Consider the following 21,894-nt stretch of genomic DNA (forward strand, 5'->3'; position numbering starts at 1 on the left):
AGGATGCCCTCGCCGGCAAGGCCGACGTCGACCGCCTCCTCGACATGGCGCGACCAGCTCGAACCGGTCCACCATACCACATCGCCCGAGGGCAGGTCGTTGCCCGTGAGCAGCTTCATGCGCCGAGATCCTGGAGCGTGGTCGCGGCCTGCGCCCAGCGCGCGAGCTTGTCCTCGGCGTCCGACAGCTCGACGACCTCGCCGACGACGATGATCGCCGGGCTCTCGACGCCCTCGCGGGTCACCATCGCGCCGAGATCGGCGAGCAGCGTCTTGAGCGCGCGGTGGCCGGCAAGCGTGCCTTTCTCGAGCACCGCGACCGGCATGTCCGGCGCGACGCCGTCGGCCATCAGCTTGTCGGCGATGTCAGTAGCGGTGGCGACGCCCATGTAGATTACCAGGGTGCGGCCCTGGCCGGCGAGGCCGGACCAATCCTGCTCGGCGAGCCCCTTGCACTGGCCGGCGACGAAACTGACCGCGCTCGAATGATCGCGATGGGTGAGTGGCAGCATCGCCTCGGCGGCGCAGCCCAAGGCCGCGGAGACACCGGGAATGACCTCGACGGGGAGGCCGGCGGCGCGCACCGCTTCGACTTCCTCGCCGCCGCGGCCGAAAATGAATGGGTCGCCGCCCTTAAGCCGCACCACAATTGCGCCGGTCTTCACATGGGCGACGATCAGCGCGTTGATCGCTTCCTGCGGCAGGGTGTGGCGCGCGCGCTTCTTGGCGACCGAGATGCGCTGCGCGGCGGCAGGCGCGATCTCGAGCACGCGCGGGTCGATCAAACCGTCGTGGACGACGACGTCGGCGCTTTCGAGCGCCTTGACCGCGCGGACGGTGAGCAGCCCCGGATCGCCCGGGCCGGCACCGACGAGAATGACCCGCCCGCGGGCGGTGGGATCGAGGAGACTGGCCATGAATGGCAGATGCGCCGTAGCGCGCTGCGTCGCAACGGAAACCTGCTTGGGGGGTGGGTAGGGAAGCTTTTGTCGGGGGCGGAGGCGGCCCCTTTCTCCTCCTGCCGTCACTCCAGCGCAAGCTGGAGTCTCAAGCCGCTTGGGCGAGTGCTTTAGCCGAGCGACCCCAGCTTTCGCTGGGGTGACGAATGGGGGCGGGGTTGACGGATCGGGTTGACGTTCGTGATGGGGCGACGACGAAGAGCGCGCGCTCCCGCTCAGGCGTCGCGAAGGCCGATGCCGATGTTGGCGCGGGCGGTGTCGGCTTCGTTGCTGACGACGGGATAGGCGCAATAGTCGGCGGCGTAATAAGCGCTCGGGCGGTGGTTGCCGGACCAGCCGATGCCGCCGAACGGCGCGGCCGAGGAGGCGCCGTTGGTGGGGCGGTTCCAGTTGACGATACCGGCGCGGATCGTCGCCCAGAAGCGATCATACAGGGCGGGGGTCTGGCTGATCAGCGATGCCGACAGGCCGTAGCGGGTGTTGTTGGCCTCGGCGATCGCCTCGTCGAAATCGTCGGTGCGGACGATCTGGAGGATCGGGCCGAACAACTCGATGTCGGGCCGGTCGGCGATGCCGGTGACATCCATCAGCGCGGGCGTGAGGAACGGCCGCGCGGGATCGATCCGCTCGAGGTGGCGGATCGGGCGGCCGCCGCGCATCAGCAGCGCGAGGAAGCTCTCGGTGAGCTGGTCGGCGGTGTCATTGTCGATCACCGGGCCCATGAACGGTGCCGGATCGTCATGCGGCGCGCCGACGATCAGCCGGCCGACCATGGTGTTGATCGTGTCGATCAGCGGTTCGTAGAGCCGCGCCTCGACGATCAGCCGGCGCGCGGCGGTGCAGCGCTGGCCGGCGCTGGTGAAGGCGGACTGGATCACCAGCACCGCGGCCGAGTGGAGATCGGGCGTGTCCCAGACGATGATCGGGTTGTTGCCGCCCATTTCGAGCGCGAGGATCTTCTCGGGCTTGTTGGCGAAAGCGCGGTTGAGCGCGAGCCCGGTGCGCGCCGAGCCGGTGAACAGCAGCCCATCGATGTCGGCATGGTCGGCGAGCGCCTTGCCTTCGGCCGGGCCGCCGATCAGCACCCGGATGCAGCCCTCCGGCACGCCGGCGGCGCGGTAGCAATCGACCAGGAAGGCGCCGGTGGCGGGGGTCTTTTCCGACGGCTTGAACACCACGGCATTGCCCGCGAGCAGCGCGGGGACGATGTGGCCGTTGGGCAGGTGAGCGGGAAAATTATACGGGCCGAGCACCGCGAGCACGCCGTGCGGCTTGTGGCGCAGCGCCATGCGGCTGCCCATCGGCGATTCGAGCCGGCGCTGCGCGGTACGATCGGCATAGGCGCTCACCGAGATGTCCACCTTGGCGATCACCGTATCCACCTCGGTGCGCGCTTCCCACAAGGGCTTGCCGGTTTCGCGCGCGATCAGGTCGGCGAACGGCTCGTGGCGCTGGCGGATGACGTTGGCGAACCGGCGCAGGGTCTCGATGCGGACGGTGAGCGGCTGCGCCGCCCAGGCCGCCCAGCCCGCGCAGGCGGCGGCCACCTCGTGATCGACATCGCCGATGGGCGCGCGCCACAACAGGGCACCGGTGGCAGGTTCGTAGGACAGGAGCTCGTCGGCCATGCTTTCCTATCCACGGTCGGACGGGTGGCCGCAAGGGAGGGGTGGGATCAACGTGGGACAACAGGATGGGCGGTGACGCTGCTTCCCTTTCCGCTGTCATGCTGAACGTGGTTCAGCCTCCATGGCCTGCGCTGCCCGGGTGCCTGGGGTGAGCGACGGGCCATGGATCCTGAAACGAGTTCAGGATGACGGTGGGAGGAGGCGCGGTGGCGCGTTCCCGCTAGGCGAGGGCCTCGCCCATCGCCCGGATCGCGGCGACCTTGGCGTGGAGCGGCGCCCAATCGTCGTGCTCGGCGATGGCGCTCCAGATCGATTCGACCTCGTCGATCAGCATCGAGCAGGGCTCTCCCGACCAGTAAGCGTCGCGGCGTGGCTTGCGCGGGTGATAGCCGGCAAGCGCGGCGCGCAGCTCGGCCCAGGGTTCGCCATAGCCATCGGGCAGGATGCCGCCGAACGCGTCGAAGAAGAAGCGGTCGAGCGGCACCGCGGTGGTGCGGAGCGCGCGTTCGAGCGCCTGGACCAGCGCGCGATCGGTGGCGGGGTCGTGGGGGAGGAGGCCGAGCCGCCACAGCAAGGCATCGGTGATGGCGGGCTGGTAGCGCGCGCCGAACTGCTCGATCAGCGCGATCAGCGGGTCGCTGTCGGCAACGAGGCGCAGCGACGCGGCGAGCTGCATCACGTCCCAGTGGATCGCCTCGGGCTGGCGGCCGAAGGCGTAGAGGCCGGCGTGATCGAAATAAGCGGCGGTGAACTGCGGGTCCCAGATCGGCGCGAAGCGCCACGGGCCATAATCGAAGCTTTCACCGGTGAGGTTGATGTTGTCGGTGTTGAGCACGCCGTGGACGAAACCCGCCGCCATGTAGCGCGCGGCGAGGGTGGCGGTGCGGCTGACGGCATGGTCGAGCAGCGCCACCGGATCGTCGGACTCCTCGCCGTAAAGGTTGCGCAGCGTGTAGCTGACCAGCCGGCGCATCGCGGGCTCGTCTTGCTCATAGGCGAGCCGCTGGAAGCTGCCGATGCGGACATGGCTGTGGCTGAGGCGGACCAGCACGGCCGAGCGGGTGGGGGAGGGCTCGTCGCCGCGGACCAGCTCCTCGCCGGTTTCGATCAGCGACAGGGTGCGCGAGGTGGGCACGTTCAGCGCCTCGAGCATCTCGGTGGCGAGGATCTCGCGGACCCCGCCCTTGAGCGTCAGCCGACCGTCGCCGAAGCGGCTATAGGGGGTCTGCCCCGAGCCCTTGGTGCCGAGGTCCATCAGCCGGCCGGCGGCGTCGCGCGCCTGCGCGAAGGTAAAGCCGCGGCCGTCACCGATCTCGGGATTGTAGGAGCGGAACTGGTGACCGTGGTAGCGCAGCGCCAGCGGCTGGGGGAGGCTGCCGGGCAGGGGATGGAAGCGGCCGAAATGCGCGATCCATTCATCGTCGTCGAGCGTGCCGACGCCGATCTCGGCCGCGGCGGCGTCGTTGCGGAAGCGCAGCCGCGTCTCGGAGAAATCGGCAGCCTGCACCGGATCATAGAAGTCGCCACCGAGGTCGAGGAGCGCGGTGGCGGGGCGGTATGCTTGCGGGCTGAAGGGCATCTGTGGATATGGAGGTCGCTTACCCGGAGACGCAACCATGGCCGGCCATCAAAATCACGCGTGGCAAAACTGTTACTGGACGTCGCCCGACGGGCTGCGGCTGCATTATCGCGATTATCCCGGCGACGAGACGCTGGCGCCGATCCTGTGCTTCCCCGGGCTGACCCGCAACGCGCGCGATTTCGAAGCGCTGGCGGCGCGGCTCGCCGGGCATCAGCCAGGTGGACGGCGCTTGCTCGCGATCGACCTGCGCGGGCGGGGCAAGAGCGATCATGCCAAGGAGGCGGCGAGCTATGTGCCCGCGACCTATGTCGCCGACATCCAGGCGCTGCTCGCCGAGCGCGAGATCGGGTCGTTCGTGGCGATCGGCACCTCGCTCGGCGGGATCGTCGCGATGCTGCTCGCGGCGGCGGGGGCGCCGGTCCGCGGCCTGCTGCTCAACGACGTCGGGCCAGAGCTCGACCCGGTCGGGATCGCGCGGATCCGCGGCTATGTCGGCCGGGCGAGCGTGTTCCCGACCTGGATGCATGCGGCGCGTGCGGTCGCCGAGACCAATGGCGATGCCCATCCAGGCTGGCGAATCGAGCAATGGCTGGCGATGGCCAAGCGATTGTACCGGCTCAACAGCGCCGGGCGGATCGTGCTCGATTACGACCTCAAGATCGGCGAGGCGTTCCGCGTGCCGGGACAGGAAACCGGTGCCGACATGTGGGGGGCGTTCGCCACGTTGCGCACCGTGCCGGTGCTGATCGCGCGCGGTGCGCGATCGGACGTGCTCGCGGCGGCGACCGCGGCGCGGATGGTCGCGGCGCTCGACGATGCCGAGTTGGTCACGGTGGCCGGCGTCGGCCATTCGCCATTGCTCACCGAACCCGAACTCGAGGCGCCGATCGAGCGCTGGCTGGCGCGCATTTCGGGATAGCTGACGTTTCAGGATAGCGAATGGGCGCGGCGATGCTGTAGCCCGGCGCCATGTCGCAGCCGGTCAACATCCTCCACCTCCATTCGAGTTTCAGCCTGGGCGGCAAGGAGGCGCGCGCGGTGCGGCTGATGAACGCGTGGGGGACGCGCGCGCGCCACACCATCGTCTCGGGCGTGCCGGACGCGCTCGGTGCGCGGGCGGCGATCGCCCGGGGGATCAACTATGAGATCGCGCAGGACCCGCCGGCGCTGACCGGGCGACCCTCGGTGGCGCGCTACGAGGCGCTGGCGCGCTACATGCGCCGGTTCGATCTGGTGCTGACCTATAATTGGGGCGCGATCGACGGGGTGATGGCGCGGCGGGTGTTCGCCAAGGGCGCGCCGCCGCTGATCCATCACGAGGACGGCTTCAACGCCGACGAGGCCGCGGGCCTCAAGATCGAGCGCAACATCTACCGCCGCATGGCGCTCGGCGCGGCGGACGCGCTGGTGGTGCCCTCCGAGGTGCTCGAGGCGATCGCGCTCACCACCTGGAAGCAGCCGCGCGCGCGGGTCCACCGCATCGCCAACGGCATCCCCACCGCGCTTTATGCGGGCAAGCCAGAGCTGAAGGCGATCCCCGGGCTGGTGCGCAACCGCCAGGAGGTGGTGATCGGCGCGCTTGCCGGCCTGCGCGAGGTCAAGGACCTGCCGGTGCTGGTGCGCGCATGCGGCGGGCTGGCGGGCAAGTTCAGGCTGGTGATCGTCGGCGAGGGGCCGGAGCGCGACCGGATCAACGCCGCGGCGGCGGCGCTCGGCATCGCCGACCGGCTGGTTATGCCGGGGTTCCTCGACCGGCCGCACCGGTTCATGGGCCTGTTCGACGTGGTCGCGCTGTCGTCGAAGAGCGAGCAATTCCCGATCTCGGTGGTCGAGGGGATGGCGGCGGGGCTGCCGATCGTCAGCCCGCCGGTGGGCGATGTCGCGCGGATGGTGGCGGCGGAGAATGCGCCGTTCATCACCGCCAAGCCTGGCGAGGTGAAATTGCGCGATGCGCTGGAGGCGCTGGTCGCCGATTCCGATCTGCGCCGCCGGGTGGGGGCGGCCAACCAGGCCAAGGCGCGGGGCGAGTTCGACGAGCAGGTCATGATCGAGCGTTACCGGACATTATATGAGGGAGCGATGCGTCGTCCGGGGGTGTTGGCCGTTTAGCGTGGGCGGTTCGTCACGACGTCCAGTGCTGGTTCTTCGAGGCCCACGCCTAACGCATTTAATTCGCTTAGCCGGTATCATTTGGTATGGGCCGCGCGTTTGCCCCAACAGAGGTGCCCCTTAACGTGTTTAAAGGCCTGTCGCCGATCAACTACAATGGCCGCGAGGTCTGGCCGCTCGTCGAGGGCGGCAAGGGCGTTGCTGCGACCAACCACGCCTCGGCGGGGGCCTGGGCGGCGGCGGGCGGGATCGGCACGGTGTCGGCGGTCAACGCCGATAGCTATGACCCCGATGGCAAGATCATCCCGCAAATCTATCACGCGCTCACCCGCCGCGAGCGGCACGAGGAACTGATCGAGTATGCGATCGAGGGCGCCGTGCAGCAGGTGCGTCGCGCGTTCGACATCGCCGGCGGCAAGGGCGCGATCAACATCAACGTGCTGTGGGAAATGGGCGGTGCCCAGCGCATCCTCCACGGCGTGCTCGAGCGCACCCGCGGGCTGGTCGCGGGCGTGACCTGCGGCGCGGGCATGCCGTACAAATTGTCCGAGATCACCGCCTCCTATGGCGTCAGCTACCTGCCGATCGTGAGCTCTGGCCGCGCCTTCCGCGCCTTGTGGAAGCGCGCCTATTCCAAGGCCTCGGAATGGCTGGCGGCGGTGGTTTATGAGGATCCCTGGCTCGCCGGCGGCCACAACGGCCTGTCCAACGCCGAGGATCCGCTGAAGCCCCAGGATCCCTATCCGCGGGTCAAGGAACTGCGCGAGACGATGCGCGAGGGTGGCATCCCCGACAGTACGCCGATCGTGATGGCCGGCGGTGTCTGGTACCTGCGCGACTGGAACGACTGGATCGACAATCCCGAACTCGGCACCATCGCCTTCCAATATGGCACCCGGCCGCTGCTGACCCGCGAAAGCCCGATCCCGCAGGATTGGAAGGACCGGCTGACCACCATCGCCGAGGGCGACGTGCTGCTCCACCGCTTCTCGCCGACCGGCTTCTATTCGTCGGCGGTGCGCAACCCGTTCCTGCGCGCGCTCGAGGCGCGCTCCGACCGGCAGATCGCCTTCTCGACGCAGGAAGCGGGCGACCATGTCTTCCAGCTCGACGTCGGCGTGAAGGGCAAGAACTTCTGGGTGACGCGCAACGACCTGCTGCGCGCGCGCGAATGGTTCGGCGCCGGCTTCACCGACGCGCTGAAGACGCCCGACAATACGCTCGTGTTCGTCTCGCCGACCGAGAAGGGGATCATCCGCAAGGACCAGGCGGACTGCATGGGCTGCCTGTCGCAATGCTCCTTCTCGAGCTGGGCGGATACCGAGACCAACTCGACCGGGCGGCTCGCCGATCCACGCAGCTTCTGCATCCAGAAGACGCTGCAGGACATTGCCCATGGCGGCGATGTCGAGCAGAATTTGATGTTTGCCGGTCATGCCGCGTACAACTTCAAGCAGGACCCGTTCTATTCGAACGGCTTCGTGCCGAGCGTAAAGCAATTGGTCGATCGGATCCTGACCGGGGACTGATCCTGCGCGGTGTTTCTACCCCATCGCCGTGCCGGACGTGATCCGGCACGGCGGGGGAACCGATCGATCAGTCGGCGACGGTGCCGACCACGGCGCCGCCGGTGCCGCCAACCGCCGCACCCTTTTCGACGCTGCCGCCGGTCGCTGCGGCGATGCCCGCACCGCCGGCTGCACCGATGCCGGCGCCCTTGAGCGTCGAGCAGGCAGACAGGCTGGTGCCGGCGGCGAGCAGAAGGGCGGCGGTGCTGACGAGCTTGATGGTCATGGTAATTCTCCCGGTTGATCTGAGGCCGGGTGAATGCTGCAACGCAACATGGGTTCCGATCAGCAACGTAATAATACTGTAACGGTCTTGGTCGGTGGCGCTGCCGATCGCGACGTTGATCCGGTCTACAGGCGTTCGGCAAGGCTCGCCACGGTGCGTTCGGCGCTCTGGTCGCGATCGCTGCATTCGCGCTCCAGCGCGCTGCGCAGCTCCTCGATCTGATGATCGGTCATATGCTCGATGCCGATGAAGCCCGAGCGGGCGCCCTCGACGGCACGGATCAGCTCGTCGAGCTTGGCCTGCATCGCCGCGCCATCGCGGTTGCTCGAATTCTGGATCAGGAATACCATCAGGAAGGTGATGATCGTGGTCGCGGTGTTGACCACCAATTGCCACGTGTCGGAATAGCCGAAGATCGGGCCGGTGACGCCCCAGATGACGATCGAGGCGACCGCCAGCACGAACGCGCCGGGCTGGCCGGCGAAGGCGGCGATGCTGCTGGCGATGCGGGTGAAGACCCGGTCGAGCGTGCCGGCTACATCCATCCTTCGAGCACCTGGTCTGGCGGGCGGTGGCCATCGGCCCAGGCCCGGATGTTCTGGATCACCCGGTCGCCCGATGCGAGCCGGCCCTCGACGGTGGCCGAGCCCATGTGCGGGGTCATGACGACGTTGGGCAGCGCGAGCAGCCGCGGGTCGATCTGCGGCTCGTGCTGCCACACGTCGAGCCCGGCGCCGGCGAGCGCGCCGAGTTCCAGCGCGTCGACCAGCGCGGCCTCGTCGACGATGCCGCCGCGCGAGGTGTTGATCAGATAGACGTGGCGGCGCATCAGCGCGATCCGGCGGCGGTCGATCAGATTGCGGCTGTCGTCGTTGAGCGGGGTGTGGACGGTGACGATGTCGGCGGCGGCGAGCAGATCGTCGAGGTCCGCGTGGAAGGTCGCGCCGAGCTCCGCTTCGAGCACCGCGGGCAGCCGGCGGCGGTTGTGATAATGGATCGACAGGCCGAACACGCGCGCGCGCTGCGCGACCGCCTGGCCGATCCGGCCCATGCCGACGATGCCGAGTGCCTTGCCGCCGATGCGGTGGCCGAGCATGCCGCCCGGGCTCCAGCCATGCCATTCGCCCGAGCGCACCAGTTTCTCGCCCTCGGCCAGCCGCCGCGGCACCGACACGATCAGCGCCATCGCCATGTCGGCCGTATCCTGGGCGAGGACGCCCGGCGTGTTGGTGACGATGATGCCGCGGGCGCGGGCCGCCTTCAGCGCGATATGGTTCACCCCCGCGCCGTAATTGGCGATGAGCTTCAGCCGGTCGCCGGCGCCGGCGATCAGCGCCGCGTCGATCTCGTCGGTGACGGTGGGGACGAGCACGTCGCAGCTCGCCATCGCGGCGGCGAGCGCGTCGCGGCTCATCTGCCCGTCGTCGCGGTTGTTGACGGTGTCGAACAGCGCTTCGAGCCGGTCCATCACCGGATTGGCCAGTTCGCGCGTCACGATCACCCGCGGCGTGCTGATCCTGGACGAAGCATGGCGCATATCCGGCATGGCTGATGACGTGGCGGAGTGCGGCGCGGGCGTCAACGCGGTTGATGCCGGCGATGCGCTCGCTACACAGGCAGGGTGAACCACAAGCCCTTGCTCCGCTTCGCCCCTTTCCGCCCGCTGGTGATCGCCGCTGCCGCCGTCGCGACGCTGGCCACTGCCGGCAGTGCGCTCGCCGCCGACGCCAAGAAGCAGCCGCCCTATTTCGCCTCGATCACCGCGGGGCAGGCGCGGATGCGGACCGGGCCGGCGAAGAACTATCCGGCAAGCTGGCTGTACCGCCGCGCCGATCTGCCGGTGCGGGTGCTCGCGGTGTTCAAGGAATGGCGCAAGGTGGAGGATCCGGGCGGCACCCAGGGCTGGATGCTGGCCGGGCTGCTGAGCGAACGGCGCACCGCGATCGTGCGCGGCGCGGTGCCGCTCGAGATGCGCGACCGACCGTCGGTGGGCGCGCGGCTGCTGTGGCGCGCGGCGCCGGGCGTGGTCGGCCGGCTCAGCGCCTGCGCGGACGGCTGGTGCCGGCTCGACGTCAAGGGCCAGGCCGGTTTCGTCGAGGTCGGTGGCCTGTGGGGCGTCGATGCCGGCGAGCGGCTGCCGTGAGCTGACCGAGGGCGCACCACCGCCCTTTCCTCCATCATGCCGAAACGAGTTCAGCATGATGGAGGGGGGCAAGGGCGGCGCTGCTTAGTTGATCAGTTCCACCGCCATCGCGGTGGCCTCGCCGCCGCCGATGCACAGCGAGGCAAGGCCGCGGCGCTGGCCGGTGGTCTCCAGCGCCGAGAGCAGGGTGGCGAGGATGCGCGCGCCGCTGGCGCCGATCGGGTGGCCGAGCGCGCAGGCGCCGCCGTGGATGTTGACCCGGGCGTGATCGAGACCGAGATCGTGCATTGCGATCATCGAGACCGCGGCGAACGCTTCGTTGACCTCGTAGAGATCGACGTCGCGCGCGTCCCAGCCGGCCTTGGCGAGCGTCTTGCGGATCGCCGACACCGGCGCGGTGGTGAACTTGGCCGGCTCATGCGCGTGGGCGGCATAGGAGACGACCCGCGCGATCGGGGTGAGACCGAGCCGCTCGGCGACGCTGGCGCGGGTCATCACCAAGGCTGCGGCGCCGTCGGAGATCGACGAGGCGTTGGCGGCGGTGATGGTGCCGTCGGTGGAGAAGGCGGGTTTGAGCGTCGGGATCTTGGCGACGTCACCACGCGCGGGCTGCTCGTCGACCGCGACGGTGGTGCTGCCCTTGCGGCCGGCAACCTCGACCGCGACGATCTCGCGATCGAACGCGCCGCTCGCCTGCGCGGCCTGGGCGCGGTGGAGCGACTCGATCGCATAATCGTCCATCGCCTTGCGGGTGAACTGATACTCCTCGGCGGTCTCCTCGGCGAAATTGCCCATCAGCTTGCCGGGTTCATAGGCATCCTCGAGCCCGTCGAGGTACATGTGGTCGTAGAAGGTGTCGTGGCCGATGCGCGCGCCGCCGCGGTGCTTGCGCGACAGATAGGGCGCGTTGGTCATGCTCTCCATGCCGCCGGCGACGAGCAGGTCGACCGCACCTGCGCCGAGCGCGTTGGCGGCGAGGATCGCGGCCTGCATGCCGGAGCCGCACATCTTGTTGACCGTGGTCGCCTCGACATGGCTGCCGAGCCCGGCGAGGATCGCCGCCTGGCGCGCCGGTGCCTGGCCGAGACCGGCGGAGAGCACGCAGCCCATGTAGATGCTCTCCACCGCGGCCGCGTCGACGCCGCCACGCTCGACCGCGGCCTTGACCGCCGCTGCGCCCAATTGGGTGGCGCTGGCGCCGGCGAGGCTGCCCTGGAACGACCCCATGGGGGTGCGCGCATAGCTGAGGATGACGACGGGGTCGCGGGCGGGGTCGGCGGCGGACATGACAGGCTCTCCGGGTTTATGCTTTGGCGGCTATGTAGAGACGCCCAAGGCAAAGCGGAAGCTGGCTGAATGGGGCGTGCATCGTCTCGCCATGGTTTGGCCGGCGCCGATCATCGGCTAGGGCGAGGCCATGGAAGATTATATCACCGCGATCCGCTGGTTTGCCTCGATCAGCGGCATGATCGCTGCCGGCGTCGTGTCGCTCGACTGGGGGCGGCGCGACACCGGCTGGGCGATGGTGCTGTTCTGCCTCTCGGCGGTCGCGTGGATCACCGGCGCGGTGATGGCAAAGGACTGGGCGCTCGGCACCCAGAATGTGGTGCTGCTGATGATCGATATGCTCGGCGTCTATCGCTATCTGGTGCGCGATGCCGATGGCTGACGGGTCGCTTGCCGGCGCGGCGCTGTGGGCGGCGATGCTGGGCGTGCTGGGCGCGATCCTGGGCAGCTTCATCGCCGCGCTGGTGAGCCGCTGGCCCGAGGGCCGATCGGTGATGCGCGGGCGATCGGCGTGCGACGGCTGCGGGCGGACGTTGAGTAGCCTCGAGCTGGTGCCGCTGCTCAGTGCGCTGTGGTTGCGCGGACGATGCCGGCGCTGCGGGGTGCGGATTGCGCCGTTGCACTGGATCATCGAGCTTGCCGCGCTGGCGATCGGCGCCGCTGCAGGCTGGGTGGCGCCGGGGGTGGTCGGGATTGCCGGTGCGGTGTTCGGCTGGTTGCTGCTGGCGCTCGCGGCGCTCGACTGGATCGCCTTGTGGCTGCCCGACCGGTTGACCGGGCTGCTCGCGATCGGCGGGGTGGCGGCAGCGTGGCTCGGGGTGGCGCCGGCGCCGGCGGAGCGGTTGATCGGCGGCGTTGCCGGCTTTGCCGCGCTGTGGCTGGTCGCAGCCGGCTATCGGCGGCTGCGCGGGCGCGACGGGATGGGCGGCGGCGATCCCAAGTTGCTCGGCGCGATCGGGCTGTGGCTCGGCTGGCGGCTGCTGCCGGCGGTGCTGGTGGTCGCAGGGCTGGTCGGGCTCGGCGTGGTGCTAGTCGCAGCACTGCGCGGGCGGGCGATGACGCGTGACACGCAACTGCCGCTCGGCACGCTGATGGCGGTGGCAGCTTACCCGGCGTGGCTGGCGATGATAGGCTGGGCGCCATGATCGCGTTGCTTCTCGCTCTCGTCCAGGCGGCGGCCCCCGGTTCGCCGCCGGTGGGTCCCCCGGCGACCATCTCGCCCGGCGCCGCGCTGCCGCTCGGGCCGATCGGCCCGCAGGCGCTGCCCGCCAAGGGCTGCGCCGCCTTTCTGTGGAGCGCCGGCGGCGATCGCCAGTTGGTGGCGATGGCGGTCGCCGACCCCGGCATGATCCGCCTCGCGATCGGCGGCAAGACCGGCGACTATCAGCGCAGCGCGATGGCCGAGCAGGGCGGGTTCGGCTTTGGCGGCAGCAACGAATATCGCGGCGGCGATGTGGTCGCGACGCTCGATCTGCAGATCGTCACCAACGCCAATTTAACCAATGGTGCGCAAGTGCCGGCGGGGACGCTGCGGATCGATCGTACCGGCCAGGACACGCTGGTGATCCCGGTCGCCGGATTGATCGGCTGCCGCGGCTGAGCAGGGCCTTTCAGGGCGCCGCAAAGTTTGGATGATGGCCATTGCCGACGGAACCGTATTGATACTGGCACGTTGGCGAGGGGCTTGGGGGTGGGTCGAAAACGGACATCCCTGCAAAGGGGATTTTGTTGCGCGTGGCTGTTTCGACTCGACGTCATTATTGGCTTGCCGTGGCTCTGGCCGCCGCTTCTCCCGCCGTCGCACAGCTGTCCCAGCCCGGAGTCGCCCCCGCGAAAGGTCCTGACGCGCCCAAGCCCGATGCCACCCAGGTGTCGCCGGACGGCACCGGCCAGACCGATCCCAACGGCAATGCGCCGATCGTTCCCGAGGCCGAGTTCGATGCGGCGATGCCGCCGCTGAGCGGCGACATCAACGCGCCGCTGGAACCGATGCCCGCCGCGCCGGTCGCGCAGGGGACGGCGCCGGTACCCGCGCCGGCGACGCAGCCGACGGTGGTCACCACCACCGGCGACGATCTCGGCCCGGTGCCGGTCCAAAGCCCCGAGCTCGCCCAGCCGCTGCCGGCGCTCGCCAGCTACGATACCGCGCCGCTCGAGACCGCGGCCGACATTAAGGACAAGGATGCGCCGCAGATCCGTTATGCGACCGAGCTGAAGGGGCTCGACAAGCTCAAGCTCGATGCGGCGTTCAAATCGCTGTCCGCGCTCAAGAAGGGCGGCGGCAAGGCGGCCAATGCGACCCAGGTCGCGGCGCGCGCCAAGGAAGACGAATCGCTGGCGGTGCGGCTGATGAAGTCGCTCGGCTATTATGACGGCACCGCGATCTCGACGGTCGAGCAGGTGCCGGGCGAGGACGGCAAGCCGGGCACGTTGCGCGCAACGGTGACCGCGAACCCCGGCCGGCTCTACACGCTGTCGTCGGTGACGGTGAATGCCCAGCCGGTGATCCCGGCCGATCTCGTCACGCACAATCTGCCGCTCAAGGTGGGCGACCCGATCGAGGCGGCGCGCATCCAGGGTGCCGAGGCCAATGTCAGCCTGGTGCTGCCGCAGCAGGGCTATCCGTTCGTCAAGGTTGGCGACCGCGACATCCTGCTCGACGATCAGGCGCCGACCGCGACCGGCGCCTATACGCTTCCCGTCGACACCGGCCCGCGCAGCAGCTTCGGCCAGCTCGTCACCACCGGCGATCCGGTGTTCAACCTCGAGCATCTCAACGTTTTCCCGCGCTTCAAGCAGGGCGAGCTGTATGACGCGCGTAAGACCGACGACCTGCGCGACGCGCTGGTCGCGACCGGGATGTTCCGCGGCGTCTCGGTGGTGCCGCAGCAGACCGGCAAGACCAACCCCGACGGCACCGAGCAGGTCGACCTGCTGATCAACCAGACCAAGGGCCCGCAGCGCAGCCTCGCGGGCAGCGCCGGTTACTCGACCGGCCAGGGTTTCCGCGCCGAGGCGAGCTGGACGCATCGCAATCTGTTCCCCTACGAGGGCGCGCTGATCGGATCGGTGATCGGCGGCACGCAGGAGCAGGGCCTGTCCGGCACCTTCCGCCGCTCCAACGCCGGCAAGCGCGACCGCACCTTCACCGCGGTGCTGTCGGCCGATCACAGCAATTACGATGCCTACAACGCCTTCACCACCACGGTGTCGGCGCGGTGGAGCTACGATTCGACGCCGATCTGGCAGAAGCGCTTCACTTATTATTATGGCGGCGAACTCGTGGGCACCAACGAGAGCGTCTATGATTTCGACCGCGCCGAGGATGTCCGCCGCACCTATGGCATCGCCGCCTTGCCCACCCAGGTGATGTGGGACACATCGGACAATCTGCTCAACCCGACCAAGGGCTATCGGCTCAAGCTCAACGTCAGCCCCGAGACGTCGGTGCAGGGCAGCGTCAGCCCCTATGTGCGCACGATGGTGGAGGGCACCTTCTATTATCCGGTGTCGCCGAGCCTGGTGATCGCCGGCCGGGCCCGTGCCGGATCGATCGATGGAATCTCGCGCGACGACCTGGCGCCGTCGCGACGCTATTATGGCGGCGGCGGCGGCTCGGTGCGCGGCTATGGCTATCAGCGGCTCGGGCCGTTCGATCCCAAGGGAGATCCGGTCGGCGGGCGCAGCCTCAACGAATTCTCGATCGAGGCGCGTTACCGGTTCGGCAATTTCGGCGTGGTGCCGTTCCTGGATGCCGGCAACAGCTATGAATCGAGCCTGCCGACGGCGTCCGACCTGAAGTTCGGCGCCGGCATCGGTGGCCGCTTCTACACCAACTTCGGCCCGCTGCGCTTCGACGTGGCAACCCCGCTCAACCCGCGCAAAGGCGACGGCAAGATCGCACTCTACATCTCCATCGGGCAGGCCTTCTGATGGCCGAGGACAGCGCCGTGACGCAGCTCGCCGACACCACCGCGCACGAGACGGTGATCGTGACCAAGCCCCCCTTGTGGCAGCGGATCCTCAAATGGCTCCTCTGGCTGGTGCTCGGCCTCGTCGTGCTGATCGGCATCGTCGTGTTCGGGATCAACACCGATCCCGGCCACCGCTTCGTCGCCAACCAGATCGGCGGCTACAACACCGCCTCGGGGCTCAACATCAAGGTCGGGCGGATCGACGGCTCGCTCTACGGCCAGATGGTGCTGAGCGACGTGCGCGTGTCCGATCCCAACGGCGTGTTCCTCACCAGCCCCAAGCTCGCGGTCGACTGGCGGCCGTTCGCCTTCGCCAAGAATCACGTCGACGTCCGTGCGCTCTCGACCGACCTCGTCACGCTGGCGCGGCGGCCTGAGCTCAAGGCGACGCCGAGCGATCCCAACGCGCCGCTGCTTCCCGACCTCGATATCGACGTCAACAAGCTGCACATCGGCCGCTTCGTGATCGGCAAGCCGGTGACCGGCGAAACGCACATCGTCCGCATCGATGGTGCGGTGCACATCGCCGACAAGCGCGCGCAGCTCGTTACCGATGCCGCAGCGCTGAAGGGCGCCGGGATCGCTGGCGGCGACACGCTGTCGCTGCGGCTCGATGCCGTGCCCGAGCAGAACAAGCTCGACGTCAAGCTGAAGCTCAACGCGCCGGTCGGCGGCGTGGTCGCGACCATGGGCGCGCTCAAGGCGCCGCTGACCGCCAACGTCGACGGCCGCGGCAGCTGGGCCTCGTGGCAGGGCAAGGCGCTCGCCACCCTGGGCGGCGGCCAGCTCGCCAACCTCGACGTCACCGCCAAGAGCGGCCACATCGAAGTGCGCGGCTTCACCAAGCCCGGCCTCTATCTCGAAGGGCCGGTGGAGCGGCTGACCGCGCCGCAGCTCGCGGTCGCGATCGATACGACGCTCAACGACCGCAAGGCGGATACGCGGATCAAGCTCACGTCCGATGCGCTGGCGGTGGACGCCGGCGGCCTGATCGATCTGGCCGCCAGCAAGTTCGGCAATTTCGCGGTCGACGCCAAATTGCTCACTCCCGGCTCGATCATGCCCAACCTGCGCGGCCGCGACGTCACCGCGCGCGTGGTGCTCGACGGCGCGTTCGCGACGCCGACGGTGGATTACAAGGTCAGCGCCGCGGCGCTCGGCTTTGGCACCACCACGGTCGAGAATGTCTATGCCGAGGGCCTCGCCCGCGTGAACAGCGACCGCATCCTGGTGCCGGTGAACGCGCGCGCCAAGCGGGTGACCGGGCTCAACGCCGCGATCGGCGGGCTGGCGACCAACGTGCGCATCAACGGCGATTTCGCGATCTCGATGCCCAACATCCTGTCCGACAATCTCAAGATCCGTTCCGACAAGATCGATGCCACCGCGATCGTCGTCGCCAACATGAAGACCGGCCGCTACACCGGCGCGCTCAAAGGGCGGGTGAACGGCTACCGCGTCGAGAGCATCGGCATCATCAATCTCGACACCGACGCCAAATTGGTGCCGGGGCCGAACGGCGGCTTCGGCATCACCGGCCGTGTCGCCGCGCGCACCACCCAGCTGTTCAACAGCGGCGTGCGCAATTTCCTCGGCGGCAATGCCGTCGTCCGCGCGGACATCGGCTACAGCCCCGAGGGCATCGTCACCTTCCGCAATCTTAGGATGAACGCGCCACAATTCCGCATCACGCGTGGCGATGGCCGGTTCAATCCCGCCAACGGCGCGGTGCTGGTCAGCGCCGATGCCTATTCGACGCAATATGGCCCGCTCACCGCGCGGGTTACCGGTAGCGCGACCGCGCCCGTGGTGGTGCTGCACGCCGCGCGTCCCGGTGTGGGCGTCGGCCTGGTCAACCTCAATGCGCGCGTCGTCGGGCGCGGCGGCGCCTATGCGGTGACCGCCAGCGGCGGCACCAATTATGGGCCGTTCACTGCCGACGTGCTGGTCAACCCCAGCCCGCAGCTGACGGTCGACGTGCGCCGCGTGGTGTTCGCCGGGATCGTGGCCAACGGCCGGGTCGCCGCAACCAAGGCGGGGCCGTTCGCGGGCCGCCTGCAGTTCGCCGGCCGCGGCATCACCGGGGCGGTCAACCTCGGCAACCAGGGCGGCTATCAGCGCGCCGACGTTGCCGCGCGGGCGTATAACGCGACCATTCCGGGGCTCGCCGATTTCACCGTCGGCCGCGCGATCGTGAACGCCAATGTGGTGATGTACCCCAAGGCACCGTCGGTGGTCGCCGATATCCAGGTCGCCGACACCCGCTACAACAGCCTCGTCATCCAGGCGATGCGCGCCAAGGTGAACTACCAGAACGGCAAGGGCAGCGCGCAGGCGCTGCTCACCGGATCTACCGGCGTGCCGCTGCGGGTGGCGGTGAACGCCCAGCTCTCACCCAACAATTATCTGGTTGCCGCGCAGGGCCAGGCCAATGGCATCGCCTTCCGCACCGTCAATCCGGCGCGGATCACCGGCGCCGCCAAGGGCTATGCGCTGGCGCCGACGCGGATCGATTTCGGCCAGGGGCCGACGGCGGGCTCGGCGCGGGTCGCCGGCTCGTTCGGCGGCGGTGTCACCGCGGCGCAGGCGCGGCTCGACCGGCTCAACCTGTCGATGCTCTCGGCATTCATGCCCAACCTCGGCCTGTCGGGCGCGGTGACCGGCAGCCTCGACTATCGCCAGCAGGGGTCGGCGATCCCGCAGGCCGATGCGCGGCTGACGATCGCCGGCTTCCAGCGCACCGGGCTTGCCGCCGTCTCGGAGGCGGTCGACGTCCAGTTCGTCGGCAAGCTGCTCCCGGATGGCGGCGAGGCGCGGGCGCTGATCAAGCGTGGGCCGACCACCATTGGCCGGCTGGTCGCGGGGCTGCGGCCGCTGGCGCCCGGCGCCGGCTCGTGGACGACGCGGCTGATGCAGGCGCCGCTGTCCGGCGGGATCCGTTACAACGGCCCCTCGGCCGTGCTGTTCAGCCTCGCCGCGCTGCCCGAGCAGCAGCTCTCCGGGCCGATCGCGGTGGCGGCGGACTTTGCCGGCAAGGTCTCGGCCCCGCAGCTCAACGGGCTGATCCGCGCCGACAACCTGACCTATGACAATGAGGCCTATGGCACCCGCCTGTCGCAGATGAAGATCGGCGCGCGCTTCACCAACGACCGGCTCGAGCTGACCAACCTCAGCGCGCGTGCGGGCGAGGGTACCTTCCAGGCGCAGGGCAGCGTCGGGCTGGCGGCGGACAGCGGCTTCCCGATCGACATGCGGGCGACGCTGAAGGACGCGCAGCTTGCCAAGAGCGATGCGCTGAGCGCCACCACCTCGGGCACCATCCACTTCACCAACGGCCGTGACGGCGGGCTGGTGCAGGGCGATCTGGTGATCCCGAACGCGCGCTACGAGATCATTCGCCAGGGCGCCGCCGAAGTGCCCGAGCTGACCGGCGTGCGCCGCAAGAGCCAGATCGTGACGCCGCGGCCGACCGATCGGCCCAAGCCCGCGCCGGTGAGCACGATCAAGCTCGACCTGCGCGTGCGCGCGGAGAACCAGCTGTTCGTCTCGGGCATGGGGCTCGAATCCGAATGGGAGATGGACCTCAGGATCGGCGGCACCTCGGCGGCGCCGGTGATCTCGGGCGGGCTCGACCTTGTGCGCGGCACCTATTCGTTCGCGGGCAAGCGCTTCGAGGTGAACCGCGGCACGATCCGCTTCCGCGGTGGCGCGCTGACCGATCCGGACATCAACATCGAGGCGACCACCACCACGGATGGCATCACCGCGGTGCTCGATATCACCGGTACCGGCCAGCGCCCGCAGATCGCCTTCACCTCCACCCCGACGCTGCCGCAGGACGAGGTGCTAAGCCGGCTGCTGTTCGGCACCAATCCGGAGAATCTGTCGGCGACCGAGGCGATCCAGCTGGCTTCCGCGCTCAACTCGCTGCGTGGCTCGGGCGGCGGCGGGCTCAACCCGCTCGGCAAGTTGCGCTCGGCGACCGGGTTCGACCGGCTGCGGATCCTCGGCGCCGACGAGGCGACCGGGCGCGGCACCAGCCTCGCGGCCGGCAAGTACCTGACTGACAACATCTATGTGGAGATCGTCACCGACGCCAAGGGCCAGACTGCGACCCAGCTGCAGATCGCGCTGACCAAGGCGCTGAGCCTGCTCACTTCGACCGGATCGTTCGGCGGCTCGGACGCGCGCCTCAAATATTCCAAGGATTATTGAGGAACGCGCCGCCGCCGGGCGAGAGGCCATCGCCGTATCCGGGGAACACTGGAACGGGAGGATCGATGGCCGCGCCTTTTGTGATGATTGGGGAGGGCTAGGGCGCGCGGACAAGCGGCAAGGTAGATGCCTGCCGTTTGGTTCCAAGCCCGGCGTCTCGGTACAGGCCTCAAGCGAAGGCGTTGCGCCGTGACGCAGGGCCTGAGGCAAGCAGCAGCACAAGGGTGGCGAGCGTATCGCGGATGGGTGAGAGCTGCGGCTGGGCATGGCACGCGCATGAGGCGGGGTCGGGTAGCCGTGCGGCATGCCGATCGATCATGCTGCAGTTTGGTCTATTTGGGCGGGCGCCTGATGCGCGCCGCCGGGGCTGGCCTGGTTAAGCGGGTGATTCGCCCCTTGATCGATGCGCGTGCTGGCCGGCTGCTATGGGGTTCGCGAGGAAGGTTGCGGCGGCTGATCGCGGTCAGTTGCCGGCTCGGAAATCACGGACAAACTGGGATATTTCACCCACTGCCGCGCCGCCGAGCCGGCGGTAATCAGCTTACCAGGGCTTGATGTCGGTGCCGTAGATAAGTGCGATGATGAATGCCAGCATGCTTATGCTCCCTTATTATCCACCCGAAGGTGGTTAACATACTTAACAACAAATTAAGCATCTCTCAACCGCGTCTTGCGCGTCGCTCGACGGTTAACGCCCACTGAATCGGTTGCGATCTTAAGGGTATTTCAAGGGGTGGCGGGTAGCGTCGCGGCCATGACTGTCGCCCCGCGCCCAAGCCGTGAACGCCTGCAGGTTGCCAAGACAGGGCAGGCCGTGGCCGCTGTGGATCCTCGTCCGGGAATGTCGGTCGTCGGTACCCTGCAATTTCACCTGCTGATCGAGTTGGCGAACTTCCGCGAGCTGCGTCGGCTGCTCGGGTGCGCGCGCGCGGAGCTGCTGGTGGGCGAGGTGGTGGAGCGACTACAGACGCTGCTGCCCGAGGCGATCATCTCGATCGTGAGCCGGACGCTGATTGTCTGCTGTCTGCGTGGCCGCGAGGCTGCTGAACTGGACAGCTGCATCGCTGCGGTAGAGCAGGCTTTTACAGCGCCGCTGGTGATCGATGAGGAGCTCCATACGGTCGAACTGACCTTTGGCGCTGCCAGCGCACCGCTGCACATCGTCGACGAGGTGCGGATGGCGGAGGAGGCCGAGGCGGCCCTGATCGAGGCGCGCGCCGCCTACCGCGCGGTGACCCACGCGGTGGAGGCGCACCTTCCTGCCGACATCCGGCAGATTGCGCGCGAGTTGGAGCATGCGATCGACAACGACCAGTTGTTGCTGCTCTACCAGCCCAAGATCCACGTCCGGCGACAGGAGATCGGCAGCGCCGAGGCGCTGGTGCGCTGGCGTCACCCAGAGCGCGGGATCGTTCTGCCCAACGACTTCATCATGATCGCCGAAGAGTGCCATCTGATCGGCAAGATGACGCTGTGGACGATCCGCCAGGCGATCGCTGATCAGCGTATCCTCGCGGCCGACGGCCATGATCTACGACTGTTCATCAACATCTCCGGGCAGCTGCTGGCAGATGCCGCGTTTGTCCGGGCGGCTTGCGACCTGGTTGCGGGGAGCGATGCCAAGCTCGGATTCGAAATCACCGAGACGTCCGTCATTCGCGATCCCGGCAGCGCCATCGCCAACCTTCAGGTGTTCGCCGATTACGGCATCACCATCGCGATCGACGATTACGGCGCGGGCTTGTCGTCGCTCGCTTATCTGAAGCAGCTCCCCGCCCGCGAGCTCAAGATCGACAAGATGTTCGTCACCCAGCTGACCAGCTCCAACCGCGATCCGCTGATCGTGCGATCGACCATTGATCTGGCGCATGCGCTGGAAATGGAAGTGGTCGCCGAGGGGGTGGAAACGCACGCTGCGTTGGCGCTGCTGACGGTGATGGGCTGTGACATGGTGCAGGGCTTTCTGATCAGTCGGCCCGTCGCGTTGGACGCGCTGATCGTCTATCTGGCGGAGGGCAAGCATAGACCTGCAGCCAACGATCCTCGATTGAGTTTCGCCACCTTCGCCGCTGCCGCCAAATAATGATCTCAGTCCGCCGATCATGGTGGGGGCTCTGCGCCTCGGGGTTGTTGGTGTTGAGCTTGCCCGGCGCCACCCGCGCTGGGGCCGAAACAGCAACCGATGCCGTCAAGACGGATCAAGC

The 21,894-nt window shown here is 68.5% G+C and carries 18 protein-coding genes; 10 read left to right on the top strand and 8 right to left on the bottom strand.

Annotated elements, in window-relative coordinates:
- From OXR60_RS15570 to OXR60_RS15585, 4 genes are all read right to left on the bottom strand, one after another.
- Positions 1-119 (bottom strand): DUF2849 domain-containing protein (locus OXR60_RS15570; protein ID WP_267396919.1); only part of this gene is annotated, 119 nt, incomplete at its 3' end.
- Positions 116-916, bottom strand: coding sequence for a uroporphyrinogen-III C-methyltransferase (cobA, locus tag OXR60_RS15575; RefSeq protein ID WP_267396857.1), 801 nt, complete (start codon positions 914-916; stop codon positions 116-118). The genes cobA and OXR60_RS15570, both read right to left, overlap by 4 nt.
- Before the next feature lie 257 nt (positions 917-1,173).
- Positions 1,174-2,586 (bottom strand): succinylglutamate-semialdehyde dehydrogenase, encoded by a 1,413-nt coding sequence (gene astD / locus OXR60_RS15580; RefSeq protein WP_267396858.1) that lies wholly within the window; start codon positions 2,584-2,586, stop codon positions 1,174-1,176.
- 220 nt (positions 2,587-2,806) lie between these two features.
- Positions 2,807-4,165: a protein adenylyltransferase SelO family protein gene (locus OXR60_RS15585; RefSeq protein WP_267396859.1), complete on the bottom strand. Its 1,359-nt coding sequence runs from the start codon at positions 4,163-4,165 to the stop codon at positions 2,807-2,809.
- Positions 4,166-4,202: 37 nt separating this feature from the next.
- On the opposite strand from OXR60_RS15585, the gene OXR60_RS15590 reads away from it, so the two are divergent.
- The 3 genes from OXR60_RS15590 (at position 4,203) to OXR60_RS15600 (ending at position 7,806) form a co-directional block, all read left to right on the top strand.
- Positions 4,203-5,087: an alpha/beta hydrolase gene (locus OXR60_RS15590; protein ID WP_267396860.1), complete on the top strand. Its 885-nt coding sequence runs from the start codon at positions 4,203-4,205 to the stop codon at positions 5,085-5,087.
- Positions 5,088-5,137: 50 nt separating this feature from the next.
- Positions 5,138-6,277: a glycosyltransferase family 4 protein gene (locus tag OXR60_RS15595; protein WP_267396861.1), complete on the top strand. Its 1,140-nt coding sequence runs from the start codon at positions 5,138-5,140 to the stop codon at positions 6,275-6,277.
- A gap of 125 nt (positions 6,278-6,402) precedes the next feature.
- Positions 6,403-7,806 (top strand): nitronate monooxygenase, encoded by a 1,404-nt coding sequence (locus tag OXR60_RS15600; protein ID WP_267396862.1) that lies wholly within the window; start codon positions 6,403-6,405, stop codon positions 7,804-7,806.
- A 67-nt stretch (positions 7,807-7,873) separates the two neighbouring features.
- Here the strand turns inward: OXR60_RS15600 and OXR60_RS15605 are convergent, their stop codons facing one another.
- The 3 genes from OXR60_RS15605 to OXR60_RS15615 all read right to left on the bottom strand — a co-directional run bounded on the left by OXR60_RS15605 (position 7,874) and on the right by OXR60_RS15615 (position 9,617).
- Positions 7,874-8,071 carry a hypothetical protein gene (locus tag OXR60_RS15605; protein ID WP_267396863.1) on the bottom strand — a complete coding sequence of 66 codons (198 nt, stop codon included), beginning with the start codon at positions 8,069-8,071 and terminating at the stop codon, positions 7,874-7,876.
- Between the two features lie 125 nt (positions 8,072-8,196).
- Complete coding sequence (locus tag OXR60_RS15610; protein ID WP_267396864.1) at positions 8,197-8,616, bottom strand: low affinity iron permease family protein; 420 nt, start codon at positions 8,614-8,616, stop codon at positions 8,197-8,199.
- Positions 8,607-9,617 (bottom strand): D-glycerate dehydrogenase, encoded by a 1,011-nt coding sequence (locus tag OXR60_RS15615; protein ID WP_267396865.1) that lies wholly within the window; start codon positions 9,615-9,617, stop codon positions 8,607-8,609. The genes OXR60_RS15610 and OXR60_RS15615 overlap by 10 nt, the downstream gene beginning before the upstream one ends.
- A gap of 75 nt (positions 9,618-9,692) precedes the next feature.
- Between OXR60_RS15615 and OXR60_RS15620 the strand changes: the two genes are divergently transcribed.
- On the top strand, positions 9,693-10,214 hold the full coding sequence (locus OXR60_RS15620) for an SH3 domain-containing protein (RefSeq protein WP_267396866.1): 522 nt from the start codon (positions 9,693-9,695) through the stop codon (positions 10,212-10,214).
- An 84-nt stretch (positions 10,215-10,298) separates the two neighbouring features.
- On the opposite strand, the gene OXR60_RS15625 is transcribed toward OXR60_RS15620, so the two are convergent.
- Entirely contained in the window at positions 10,299-11,501 is a 1,203-nt protein-coding gene (locus OXR60_RS15625) for an acetyl-CoA C-acyltransferase (protein ID WP_267396867.1), read from the bottom strand.
- Between the two features lie 130 nt (positions 11,502-11,631).
- Between OXR60_RS15625 and OXR60_RS15630 the strand changes: the two genes are divergently transcribed.
- From OXR60_RS15630 to OXR60_RS15655, 6 genes are all read left to right on the top strand, one after another.
- Positions 11,632-11,883 carry a hypothetical protein gene (locus OXR60_RS15630; protein WP_267396868.1) on the top strand — a complete coding sequence of 84 codons (252 nt, stop codon included), beginning with the start codon at positions 11,632-11,634 and terminating at the stop codon, positions 11,881-11,883.
- On the top strand, positions 11,876-12,646 hold the full coding sequence (locus OXR60_RS15635; RefSeq protein ID WP_267396920.1) for an A24 family peptidase: 771 nt from the start codon (positions 11,876-11,878) through the stop codon (positions 12,644-12,646). The genes OXR60_RS15630 and OXR60_RS15635 overlap by 8 nt, the downstream gene beginning before the upstream one ends.
- Entirely contained in the window at positions 12,643-13,101 is a 459-nt protein-coding gene (locus tag OXR60_RS15640; protein ID WP_267396869.1) for a hypothetical protein, read from the top strand. The genes OXR60_RS15635 and OXR60_RS15640 overlap by 4 nt, the downstream gene beginning before the upstream one ends.
- A gap of 170 nt (positions 13,102-13,271) precedes the next feature.
- Positions 13,272-15,434 carry a BamA/TamA family outer membrane protein gene (locus OXR60_RS15645; RefSeq protein WP_267396870.1) on the top strand — a complete coding sequence of 721 codons (2,163 nt, stop codon included), beginning with the start codon at positions 13,272-13,274 and terminating at the stop codon, positions 15,432-15,434.
- Positions 15,434-19,690, top strand: a complete 4,257-nt coding sequence (locus OXR60_RS15650) for a translocation/assembly module TamB domain-containing protein (RefSeq protein ID WP_267396871.1) — start codon at positions 15,434-15,436, stop codon at positions 19,688-19,690. Before OXR60_RS15645 ends, OXR60_RS15650 begins: the two co-directional genes overlap by 1 nt.
- A gap of 754 nt (positions 19,691-20,444) precedes the next feature.
- Complete coding sequence (locus OXR60_RS15655) at positions 20,445-21,773, top strand: EAL domain-containing protein (RefSeq protein ID WP_267396872.1); 1,329 nt, start codon at positions 20,445-20,447, stop codon at positions 21,771-21,773.
- The last annotated feature ends 121 nt before the right edge of the window (positions 21,774-21,894 follow it).

Origin of the sequence: Sphingomonas sp. GC_Shp_5, assembly GCF_026540855.1 — a bacterium.
GTDB lineage: Bacteria > Pseudomonadota > Alphaproteobacteria > Sphingomonadales > Sphingomonadaceae > Sphingomonas.

Excerpts from the sequence above, each read along its gene's own strand:
- OXR60_RS15610 (WP_267396864.1), bottom strand. The coding sequence starts at position 8,616 with ATGGATGTAGCCGGCACGCTCGACCGGGTCTTCACCCGCATCGCCAGC.
- astD (WP_267396858.1), bottom strand. The coding sequence starts at position 2,586 with ATGGCCGACGAGCTCCTGTCCTACGAACCTGCCACCGGTGCCCTGTTG.
- OXR60_RS15585 (WP_267396859.1), bottom strand. The coding sequence starts at position 4,165 with ATGCCCTTCAGCCCGCAAGCATACCGCCCCGCCACCGCGCTCCTCGAC.
- cobA (WP_267396857.1), bottom strand. The coding sequence starts at position 916 with ATGGCCAGTCTCCTCGATCCCACCGCCCGCGGGCGGGTCATTCTCGTC.
- OXR60_RS15625 (WP_267396867.1), bottom strand. The coding sequence starts at position 11,501 with ATGTCCGCCGCCGACCCCGCCCGCGACCCCGTCGTCATCCTCAGCTAT.
- OXR60_RS15630 (WP_267396868.1), top strand. The coding sequence starts at position 11,632 with ATGGAAGATTATATCACCGCGATCCGCTGGTTTGCCTCGATCAGCGGC.
- OXR60_RS15590 (WP_267396860.1), top strand. The coding sequence starts at position 4,203 with ATGGCCGGCCATCAAAATCACGCGTGGCAAAACTGTTACTGGACGTCG.
- OXR60_RS15635 (WP_267396920.1), top strand. The coding sequence starts at position 11,876 with ATGGCTGACGGGTCGCTTGCCGGCGCGGCGCTGTGGGCGGCGATGCTG.
- OXR60_RS15615 (WP_267396865.1), bottom strand. The coding sequence starts at position 9,617 with ATGCCGGATATGCGCCATGCTTCGTCCAGGATCAGCACGCCGCGGGTG.
- OXR60_RS15640 (WP_267396869.1), top strand. The coding sequence starts at position 12,643 with ATGATCGCGTTGCTTCTCGCTCTCGTCCAGGCGGCGGCCCCCGGTTCG.
- OXR60_RS15595 (WP_267396861.1), top strand. The coding sequence starts at position 5,138 with ATGTCGCAGCCGGTCAACATCCTCCACCTCCATTCGAGTTTCAGCCTG.
- OXR60_RS15605 (WP_267396863.1), bottom strand. The coding sequence starts at position 8,071 with ATGACCATCAAGCTCGTCAGCACCGCCGCCCTTCTGCTCGCCGCCGGC.
- OXR60_RS15650 (WP_267396871.1), top strand. The coding sequence starts at position 15,434 with ATGGCCGAGGACAGCGCCGTGACGCAGCTCGCCGACACCACCGCGCAC.
- OXR60_RS15655 (WP_267396872.1), top strand. The coding sequence starts at position 20,445 with ATGACTGTCGCCCCGCGCCCAAGCCGTGAACGCCTGCAGGTTGCCAAG.